Source organism: Candidatus Sarmatiella mevalonica (genome assembly GCF_016751895.1).
GTDB lineage: Bacteria > Pseudomonadota > Alphaproteobacteria > Rickettsiales > Rickettsiaceae > Sarmatiella > Sarmatiella mevalonica.
On record NZ_JACVVM010000005.1, the window covers coordinates 17,545 to 28,502 of the forward strand.

The window sequence follows — 10,958 nt, forward strand, 5'->3', positions numbered from 1 at the left end:
TTATGCTATACACCATCCCCCATCATACTCAACTACTTTCCTGCATTACAAGGTTACTTGAGCAAAGCTATAAGCCACAAAAAACAAGGGTTATTCTGCCTAATCATCAATTATGCGCAAATTTAGTGCAGGCACTAGCTCATCTTGGCGCTAAGCTTGATATGCCCAATATTAGCGCTTTCTACGCCATAGATTTTCATGCTTATTCAGAAAAAAACAAAAAGGCGGCAAGTAACCACCCCCCCACTTCTTTTATAGAAGAAAGGCTACTGTTAACCGAAATAATTTGCCAGCAGCAATCAATTCAGGAGTATCTTTCTTTTACTCAGGCTTTTGCATTAAGTAAAGATTTGCTATTGTTTTGGTATGATTCTCAAAAGAATAATAATTTTGCTCAGTTACTGCAAGAACAGCGGGCGATAGAAAGAGCGGAGCATAAAACTATCATCTATGAGTTTTTAGAAGAAGTTTTCGCTCTATTTAATCAGCGCTTAACCTCGCGCATTTCTATTGCCGAACAATATAAAATCAATTTATTATCGCAAAAGCAATGGCTGGCAGAGGATGCTAATCGACGCCTGATTATTGCTGGCATTTTACCCACTAATAAATTGCTGATAGATTTTTTTACAGACTTAGCGCATAAGCATCAACCACAAGCGCACATCATTCTCCCGCCCTTATTAGATGCATCTGCTCTTAATATACCTTGCGCAGAGCTTGAAGCGGCGACGGGCGATGATTTAAAACCCCCGCATTCTGCATCAGATTATTCTAGCAACTCTAACCAAAACATAGTATGCGCCATGCATGCACTGCTCAAAACCATCCATAACATCGCCCCCATAAAATCTTTAGAAGCGACGCAAGCATTACCATCAGAGATGGAGTTTCGTGAAAAACCCTACGAGATTACACAGGCAACGTGGGTTAATAACTTCTTCTATAACGCAGAAAATACTCACGTTACATTTAAATATCTCACTTGCCAAACGGTTGCGTACCAGGGTAACAAAATTGCACAGATTATAGAAGAATTAACGCAGGAAGGATGTAATCGCATCGCGTTGTTGATAAAAAATAGCGCGGCTAAAACTAGCTATCTAGCAAAGCTGATCTTGGCCAAAAAGCATAATATTATAGACTTGAGTTTAAATACGCTCAGTCACGATCATCAATATAACATACTCATTCATCTATCTCATCTCGCCTCCTCCCCGCATTTTAATTTGTCGCGCTTTATTAAGCTAGTCTGCAACCCATCTATCAACAAAAAATATGCGCAATCGTTTTTACTATTCGCAAATCGCAATAATCTTGCAGTTGCGAAAGATATTGCTACTACTTCCAAACTCGCTCATGATGAGCAAATGCGAGGAGCAAATGAAAGCACAGAGCCGCGAGCGTACATGAAGTTAAGTGAGGACTTGCGCATCGGAGCGTCGCCACAGTTGCCATCAGGAGTAGAGTTTGGGTTAAGGTTAATAGAGCTCATCTCTTCCAGCCCAGATATACCAAGCCAATATTGCGATCAAATCATCACTGACCTACGTAACCTGTCTACACTGCTAGCTAAACCACGTGAGCGCTTCGATCAGATATTACAAATAATGTTAGAGATGGCGAGTGTTGTGTTTAATATTAAATGGGGGGAGGATTTTATAGAAATAATAGAGCAAATGTTAGCACTATGCCAATCTTCTGGCTTAACTAATGACAAATATTTCAGCGCAGGCTACAAAGATGATAGTGCATTCGCAAATTTTGTTTTAGAATTATTAAAAGAACAACGTCCATATAATTCTTTAACGCAGCTCACGCGCATTGCGGCGCAGCAGGGCCAAGGCGTATTTGCGGTTAATCTAGAGCAGTTGTTGTTTAATTCATACGATGCTATCATCATTCCAGACTTTAATGATGCTGTATGGAATTTTAATGATGACCAAGGTTTTTGGTTAAACCACAGTTTAGCGCAAAGCAGTAAACTGCTGCAAAGCTACTTCCTTTCGGTAGTGATGAATCATTCCAAATTGTTTCTAATCAGGTCCTTGAGAGATGATAATAACCAAACCACACGCCATTGCCCTTATCTTCTCCTAATGCCCGCCGTTATGGAAAGTGCAGTTTAAAATTTTTCCAAAAAATTGAAAATTTTATGCTTGGCGTTGATTTTGAGTAAAGTCTGATAAAAAATGTTGTTTAATATACACACTTATTTTGATGTGATACTACTATATAAAAATAGACAAGGCGGCGCATGTTATAGCTGTAATTTGTTTAAGAAATGGCTATCTCATGCTATTTTCTTTGTTCAGCTTTTGCTATAGATTTATTTTATCTATCCATACTCCCCTTGTTGTTTATATAGGTTTATGGGCGGTGATAGGATGAATTTCTTGCCACAACCTTCAGCTTTGTATTTGATATTTTAAGAAGCTTTGCTATAATCTATTCATCACTGCTGGTCTTGTATGTTTAGATAGGTTTGTGTCTATGTTTTTAATTTTATCAATTTAAAAAAAATATCAATGTTTGTTTCAAATGTGTGTTTAAAAACATATCAGTTGCTTGTAAAAGGGTGCGTGTTAAATGGTGCATTTGATGGCTCTTGATGCAGTGGCTGGGTGGATGGATAAAATTTTGAGTAAGAAAAACTTATAAGGTCAGATTAGCTTTTTTACAAAACAATATGCTTAAAGGTGCAAATATGAAATATATAAAAATGAAAAATCAAAAAAATAAAAGAAACAGAAAAAATCAATATGCGCAGTGCGCAGCTCAAACGCTCACTTTTGCAGCGCTTGCTGTGGGTGGGGCTGATGCTTTGGCTGCAACTGTAACTGCAGATGTCACTTTCGGCGTGAACCCGGGGGGCGCTGTTACGATTGCCGCAACCGGACAGCTAGCCAATGGTGATGGGGTTTATTGGAATACGACCGCAGTGCCTCCTGTAGCTACTGAATTTCTTCATGGAAGTAGCTGGGCTAATTACAACATTAAGCTCCCTGAAGCGCAAAGGTCACCCAACGGCGTACTCGCTATATTCGTAGGCGACCAAAACGTTTCGTACGCATCTGGCGATGTTACCAATGCAGCTAACTTTTACTGGCGCAGCAATGTTTTAGCAGTTGGCGCGGATGCCTCAAAGACGGTTACCTTTGGAACAGGTCTCGCACTTAACAAAAATGTTTGGAGGGTAGGTTCTGTTGGTAGTGTGCTGGTAGCACCAGCAACGCTAGCTCCCGACAATGGAGTGACGGTGGTTTTAGACGCATCCCAAAACTCTGATTACGCATCGCAGGCTGGCATGCTCTTGCCACCATTGCCAAATTTAACCTATGCCGCCAATAAAATGGACAAAGGCTCTGCATTAATATTCGATGGTGCTGTGCCAAATACTGGTTCCGTGTATACTACTAAGGCAGCAACGGCGAACGGCACACCTGCTCCATTTAATAATAAAGGGGCAAGGAATATATACTCCGCCCTTAAAGGCGTCACCTTAACTGGCGCCGCCGGCACCACCGCCATTGCATTCATTAACATGGCGGAGAAAAATTCTGATATAGTAGGGAACAGACCTGATGGCTCTTGGACGATGGGTACTGGTGTTACAGTAAACACAGACATCCCCGGCGGAAATGTCCCGGGGATAACGTTTGCTGCTACTTCAGCACCCGGCGCAGCTATCCGCGGATTAGTGGCGTCTGTAGACCTCAAGGTGGATATTACAAACAACGAAAAAGCCACAATTAACGCGCAGTCTTGGGGAGCAAATAATGCTTTGGGTTTAATTCTTGCCCATCCAGCGCAGCAGATGCTTGAGATGAACTTCTTTAGGAACGCAGAAATGGCTGTGGGTACCTACGCAGGCTATGCTGGTATTGGCATGGGGTCTGTGCTAACCGCCGTTACTGCCAACGCCCCACAAGGAGTAGCGCAGCATTATGCCGGCTATACCAAAATTCATGTTACTAAAATTACTGGTGACGTTTGGTCTGTTAAAGAGGCTACTGGTACCTTAGAAATCACGCAATACGCTGCCAACGCTTTAATCACCGGGGATGCACTTTTAGGTGGTGGTACTACTATTTTTAATTTATATACTGGTACTACAAGGCTAGCGACAGGGAGTTTGATTATTAACAACAAAACCACTATCAATGCAGCTGCAGCAGCAAACGTAACATTACCATACATCAATCTTTATAACTCTACTAGGGTTACAGTTTTGGGCAATGCCGCCCATACAGTTGCTGAATATGTGAATGACGATCCCGCATTCGCAAGAGCCAATTATTCCACTGGCAATGGGCCTATATTAAAGGTAGACTTGGATATATCAGCTGTTACACCAAACTCTTTTCTAGATGAAGGCACCTTTAAGCTCAATCGCCCTAGTTTTGCTGGGGATGCAAACGTGCGTCTTAAAGGCGTGCAGTTAGTTCAAGGTAGCTATGCCTCTGCTGGCTCGGTAAATGATGGATTAAATCCAGTAACCGGTTTCATTTCTAGCGGTATCTTCCGCTATACAGGAGGCCCTGATGCCGCAAATATAGCTAGTGTTACCTGGACTTTAGCAGGCTCTGCCGTAGCAGGCTCTGATTTTTCAACGGCTATCTTAGTAGTGCCTAATACAAACGCTTTGGATCAAACCAAGATTGGAGTGTCCGCCAATAAGCACGGAACGTTAGTTGTGGAGGGTATGCGCGGCGCCGCCGCCCCCCCATTCACCTACACACAGCCAAATAATCATGGTACGCTCTCTTTGGTACTACGCCATAGCGCTGCTGGCGGTGCGTTTACTGAAGTGGGAGATATAACATTAAATAACGCTTCTTCTAGCATCACATTTGTTGGGTACTCTGGCGCTGATATTACTGCCTCCACTACTGCTGCAAATGTGAGCGCTGGCACAATAAGATTTGTTGGAAGTGGCAATGCTAAGGTTACCGGAACATTTGCTGCTAATGCTACGAAAGTTGGATCTTCGGCCTTTGGCTTGGCCACTACTGGCCCTATAGATCTAAACGCAACAATCATAGGCACTGCTTCTTTGGGCGAGCTAAGCTTTATTACCGATCCAACTAATCCTAATCGACAAACTCTCACGCTCAACGTTACAGGCGCAATAACTAACCTATACTCCGGTTCATCTCAGGTGAGCGCTGGGTCTTTAGTTGCAAACGCCGCAATTACGTTAGCTGCTGGTAAAAACATCGCGGGTTTGGCAATTAGAACAAAGTCAGATATTGATATTAATGGTATTGTGCAAGATGTTGCCGATAATCCATTATTAATAGCCCCTCAAAATTTTGATGTAGCTGCGTTTACTACTTATGCGTCACAAGGTATTGCAGGTCTAACTGCTGCAGCTAATGATCTGAAGAAGCTACAGCCGCCAAAGATTGTTGGTGAAGTTAAGTTATACAACCCAGATTCCCAGGTTGTTGCTGTTAGCATAGTTGGACCAATCACTAGTGCCGGTCGTGTATTCGTGATTAACGATTTTGCGGCTGCTACCCCTGTTTTAAACGTGACGGGCGGCTTGTTCATCGCGCCTTTATCTGAACTAAAGGGAGATGTGGAGTTAAGCGGTGGTAAGTTAGTATTAAGAAAGATTACTGGAAAGCTAGAAGTTAGCGGCGGCCAAAGCTACGTTGTTGAAGGAGTTAAGGGCATTATTAAAGTTTCCAATGATGGCCAGGCATTCTTTGCATCAAGCGTTCCTGAAGCTACCTTAGAGGGTGCCTCATCAACTTTAGGCTTTGTGTCAGCAACAGCTACCGCGCCTACTACAGCTTTAACATTACAAAAACTCAACCTGCCTGCTGCTGGCGCCGATAAAAGCTACTCTGGCGTTTTAACAGTGCAAGGCGTGAAATTCGAATCTACTGGTGCCATAGGCGCAATAACTCAAGACTCGAAAGTTAGTGGTTTAAGCGCATTAAATCTAGATGCAGCACAAGCGCAGTTTAACCAAACAACCGTTGTGGCAAATGTTCAAGTTTCAGGTACGCAGCAGTCTACTCTCATCCTAGCTGGTAATAAAAATCTTAAAGCTAGGGAGTATGTGAATTACGCCTTTGGCAACTTCACTTCTGCAAAAGAATATACTGGGCCGCAAAAGTTAAACGTTCAAGTTTCTGGCGCTGCCTCCTTAATAACCGGAGCTGCCATTGCAGACCCTATAGCTAACGCAACTGTTTTGCCGCTAGCTATAGATATGGCTAACGCCTCTCTTCTTAAAATAAACTCTGATTTACCTGCTGGTAGTACTATCTCTACTTCTGATACTAAGAACCAAGTAGAGCTATGCATCGTAGCTAGTGGTGAAGCGAATATATCTACGAGCATCGGTGCTAGCGCAAAGCCACTTACGGTTATTTCTATCGAGAGTGGGGCAAACCCGGCTAATGTAACTCTTGGCAAAGCTTACGCAGATCTTGTACAGCTTGACTCTAATGCTCGGTTGCACTTTTCGGTCGATTCTTTCTTTACGCATGTTGTGCCTAATACAGACAGTGCAGGCGGTACTGTTGTACTAAATAACATCACGCCAATCGTTTCAACATGTAATTTTGGCGCAGGTGCTGGCAGGACTTTATCGAAAATTGTGTTGGTTGGTCATGAAGATGTTGAACTTAAAGGTGCAGTGGTGGCTGAACAATTAAGTTATGAACCTCTGCGCGATGTCAATGTCGCTACTACTCTCACCTTGCGTTCTGCGCAAATAGGGGATTGTGACGTGATATCTAGCGCAGATAATGAATTTTATCTGAACCTCGTAACATCTCAAGAAATGATTGGGGATGTGAGCATCAAGAAGGGTGGCATTATGATAAATGATGGCACGCAGTTGGTGATTAAAACCTCTAATCTTGAAGTGCCGTTAATAGCTTCTAATAAAGATGGTACTGGTGTCGTGGTATTTGATCAGAAAAACATCGACTTTAATAAATCCGATACTAAAATTGCGGTGCAGCAGTTTGGTAAAGCTGACAAAAGGCTAGGCACACTTATCATTAAAACTGACGAACTTGTGGCTGGTCATCCTATCGGTAACGCGAAGATTAATGTGAAGAATTTAGTGATAGACGTACCTCGCAGTGTGGTACTGTCTGGAGAGGAAGTGATAGTAGATACAGCAGAAATTCGGGGCTCATCGCTCGTGCATATAGATGCTCTGCGTATATCAGGTACTTTTGCTGTGGCAGAGGGCGCAAAAACATCTATCACTTTTGGTGGAATTGAAAACAATGCTAATGAGAAGGAGAATCCTGCATCAAAAACTTGTTCGATCAGTGGTAAATTTGGTACGGCTAATGCTGCCTTTGAAAGGATGACCTTTGCACATGGCGCTCAAAATATTATCTCAGGCGCGTTCTATGCCACCGAGTTGGCCATGGCCAATAGGCATTTCGTTCTTTCTAACGCTACAACTATTTCTGGTTTGATGAACATATCTGGCGTCACAACAATCGATTTAGAGCGTCATGCCTTAACTATGCAGAACGCAGAATCTAAACCTACAGATGTATTAACATTAGGCTTGACGTTGGTCAATACTGACTCATTCGGCTCTATCATTGCGGCTACAGGCTCTACTCTTGATTTGTCTGAGCTTGAGAAATTAGTGATAAATGTTAAGGTCGAAGATGGCGCTGCTACCTCTAAGTTAGGCACGGAATGGCTTGTATTATCTGTTAAGGATGGTGGAAAAATCACCTTCCCAGCAAGCAACAAGATAGATCTAAAAGTTTTAAACAATATAGTGGGTATGAGATTTGCAGCAAAAGGCGGTAATGGCTTATTAATACTAGATAAATCAGGCTCTAACCCAGTTTCACCTATTACAGAGGAAGAGAAGAAGGTTGTTAAAGAAGCTATAGATAAGGCGTTAGGTAGTAGTGCGCAGATTTTGGCTGACGATTTACTAGCCCGCGTCTATAAGGAAGCTGTATCGGATCCAAATAGCGGCTCTGCGCAGCTTGTGAATACTCTGCACGCAGTGATGCAGAATAAAAATCTAAGTCAAGAACAGAAAGACGAGACCGTTGCAGTTGTCATGACTCAATTTGCATATACTGGCGCGGGTCAAGCAAATCAATCTAGTATCGCTAATTTATCAATGATGATCGACAATACGTCCCTAATGTCTGGCACTGGCAGTGTAGTAGCATTTGATGAAGGTAGGATCGGTGTTTCAGCTGGTGATGATGGAAATCGCAGAGGTAGCTCCGCGTGGATCAAGCCTCTTTACGGAACATCAAAACAAAGAAGCTATGTGAATGATCCTATTGGATATCGCTCTTCTCAGGCGGGTATCCTCGTAGGTTTCGACAAAAACGTTAGCGATCAATTGTTAATGGGTATGAGCGTAGGCTATATCGCTCTAGATACTAAACCTAATGCGAAGGTTGTCGAAGGCGCCAAAACTGATGCTAGTAACTTCATGGGTTCTTTATATGCAAAATATGACCTATGTCCAGAAGTCACATTGTCTGGTTTAGTGGGTTATAGTGCTGCGTTCAATAAGGGCGTTTCTCCTCGTACCGTGTTAGTGAAAGAAAGTATTGTGCAGGAATATGCAAATTACAAATACAATAGCAATAATGTGGCGTTACAGTTAAAAGGACAGTATAATATAGCAAGCGGCTCTCACGAGTGGACGCCATATATCTCGGCAGGCTTGTTGTCATTAGGCAAGATTGCATATTTGGAAACTGATACTTCTAATAACAGAAACGTGCAAACTAAAGCCGCCACTATGTTCCAAGGCGCTTTGGGTGGTAATTACACCAATACTGTTAGTAATGTAAGCGGTTTGTTTAAATCCGGAGCATTTGCGCAATTAGTATTTTTTAGCAAAAATCACTCCCAAACTAGTGTGCAATATGATGGTGGCACTCCGGTGGTATTGCCAGCTCCCCTGAATCAGAACATAATGTATTCCGTTGGTTTTATTTTTGACGCACAATTGAAAAGTGGACTTGATGTAGGTCTGAACATTGGGATGCAAGGTGCTAAAAAATATATAGGGGGTAACGTGCAAATAACGGCGCGCGTGAATTTCTAATCTTAAACTGCCTTGAATAGGAAATGCGTTGTGTACAACAATTAGCATTTCCTGTAAAATTTTTTATGCATCTATTATTTTTTGTTTTTGTTTGTGTGTGTATAGTTGTTTGAGGTGAATTGCAGTAACGGCTTTTTAAGGATTTATCTTTGTTTTTTTATTCTTTACATATCCTAGATCATGCCACTTACCGCTTGCAAAGGTAGCATATATTATATCAAATCTCAAAATAACGGGACAAAAGCCTTAAGGAATGCTATGCTGATATGGTATAAGAGTATAAGACTTTAATGGTGCGCAATGAACAGAGTGAATTAAATGAAATTCCTAACTCAATATAAATAATAAACGAATGCGAGTGTAAGCCCATAGTGCTCTACAATTTATGTAATAATTGAGAAAAATAGAGATTGAAATCAATAGTAGAGTCATAATCCAAAATCCTTTTAATATCTATTGAGCCTTATATTTAGCCTGTTTTAGGCAGTTTCTTATATGATCTGACTCATATGTAAAAATGATACTATAGTAATTTAGGTTGAATTAGGTATTTTAAATATTTAGATGCTTGGCCATAACTATTCCCAGCTTCTAAATATTCTACTACTTTTTCTCTTAAATCATTGCTATAGCTTCTTGTCATTTTTCCTTTCATTATAACGAAAAATTATATCTAATTCAACCTAAATTACTATAATTGTTTTGGATTAGTTTTTTTAGTCCTAATTCTGATGGGATTCAGTCGGTTTTGCATTAGACCGTTTTTTATAATAGACCTCTTGCATAACCTATTCCGTGGGGTAATTTTGTTGTCAAAACTCCTTTGCGCTCCTCATATACTAGAGTATGCTGCGGCGCTCAACATCATTTTCCCTTAGTACCGGATACATAGTTGCTCAAGCTTTGAATTTAAAGGATTGTTAGACATAATAGATCTGAGGAAAAAATCAAAAATTTCGATGAATTTTGATTGCATTAATATTTTTCTTAAAAAAGTAAGTCCATATGAAAATATAGAAAATAACCTACGATTATGATTTTTAATTTTAATTGGTTTTACTAAATTTTTTATTACCCCAAATTTTACGGTAAATACAAATCCAATTGTTAAAACTGCAAGTAATTTTGCTAATCTTTCAAGATCTTTGATGTGAGTATTTTTCATATTAAAACCTTGCGTTTTCAATAGACCTCTTTCCTAACTCTACTCCTGATGGCAACTGTGGCGACGCTGTCGATGCTCGAGTCCTCACGTACTTCATGTACGCTGTGGCTCTGTGCTTCGTATACTCCTCGCATTTGCTCATCATGAGCGAGTTTCGAAAGAGGTCTAATTTACCAATCACGATCATCATAAAAATGCTTTTACTCATATATTTGAGCGTATTTGCAATGAGAATCAGATAGAGCATAGAAAGACTAAGATCAAGGGACCGTTGCGAGATGAGGTAATTTTTGTTATAATAAGAACCAGTCACGCAAAACATTTAACTAACCTATTCAGCATAATTTTTGTGAAAGCTAATTGAACAAAAGCCTTAGCGGATGAAGGGGAAATCTCATAATCCTTGGACAATCTTCTGAAATTACCCAGCCACGCAAACGAGCGTTCCACAAGCCACCGCCATTGCTGAACCTTAAACCCCCCTCGTTCCGTCTACCGGCTTGACAATGCTCAGCAAACACCCCTGCGTATGCGCATAAAACCATTTTTGTAAATCACCTTGATACCCCCGATCTGCTAAAACTTTTACCAGCCTCGGAAAGTTTTGCTTTAAGCCAAATAGGACTTCCCTAGCACAGTTGCTGTCATGGGGCGTCGCACTATGAACGTCAATGCTCAGCGGATAGCCCAAGGTATCCACAACAATATGGCGCT

General features: G+C 41.2%; 7 protein-coding genes and 1 pseudogene. 3 read left to right on the forward strand and 5 right to left on the reverse strand.

Features of this window, described 5'->3' with window-relative positions:
• Nucleotides 1-2 precede the first annotated feature (2 nt).
• Nucleotides 3-2,129 carry a hypothetical protein gene (locus Sarmat_RS00975; protein ID WP_202148989.1) on the forward strand — a complete coding sequence of 709 codons (2,127 nt, stop codon included), beginning with the start codon at nt 3-5 and terminating at the stop codon, nt 2,127-2,129.
• Between the two features lie 578 nt (nt 2,130-2,707).
• Nucleotides 2,708-9,079 (forward strand): autotransporter outer membrane beta-barrel domain-containing protein, encoded by a 6,372-nt coding sequence (locus Sarmat_RS00980; protein WP_202148990.1) that lies wholly within the window; start codon nt 2,708-2,710, stop codon nt 9,077-9,079.
• A 523-nt stretch (nt 9,080-9,602) separates the two neighbouring features.
• On the opposite strand, the gene Sarmat_RS00985 is transcribed toward Sarmat_RS00980, so the two are convergent.
• The 3 genes from Sarmat_RS00985 to Sarmat_RS00995 all read right to left on the reverse strand — a co-directional run bounded on the left by Sarmat_RS00985 (nt 9,603) and on the right by Sarmat_RS00995 (nt 10,389).
• Nucleotides 9,603-9,734, reverse strand: coding sequence for an IS630 transposase-related protein (locus Sarmat_RS00985; RefSeq protein ID WP_202148991.1), 132 nt, complete (start codon nt 9,732-9,734; stop codon nt 9,603-9,605).
• A gap of 219 nt (nt 9,735-9,953) precedes the next feature.
• Entirely contained in the window at nt 9,954-10,265 is a 312-nt protein-coding gene (locus tag Sarmat_RS00990) for a hypothetical protein (RefSeq protein WP_202148992.1), read from the reverse strand.
• Nucleotides 10,246-10,389 (reverse strand): hypothetical protein, encoded by a 144-nt coding sequence (locus tag Sarmat_RS00995; RefSeq protein WP_202148993.1) that lies wholly within the window; start codon nt 10,387-10,389, stop codon nt 10,246-10,248. Before Sarmat_RS00995 ends, Sarmat_RS00990 begins: the two co-directional genes overlap by 20 nt.
• A 24-nt stretch (nt 10,390-10,413) precedes the next feature.
• Here Sarmat_RS00995 and Sarmat_RS06755 point away from each other — a divergent pair.
• A pseudogene (locus Sarmat_RS06755) lies at nt 10,414-10,515 on the forward strand (IS481 family transposase); the annotation flags it as partial.
• Between the two features lie 38 nt (nt 10,516-10,553).
• On the opposite strand, the gene Sarmat_RS01000 reads toward Sarmat_RS06755, so the two are convergent.
• Both Sarmat_RS01000 and Sarmat_RS01005 read right to left on the reverse strand, forming a co-directional pair.
• Entirely contained in the window at nt 10,554-10,694 is a 141-nt protein-coding gene (locus Sarmat_RS01000) for a transposase (protein ID WP_202148994.1), read from the reverse strand.
• 22 nt (nt 10,695-10,716) lie between these two features.
• Nucleotides 10,717-10,958, reverse strand: a 242-nt coding sequence (locus Sarmat_RS01005) for a transposase (protein ID WP_202148995.1), incomplete at its 5' end; no start/stop codon positions are given.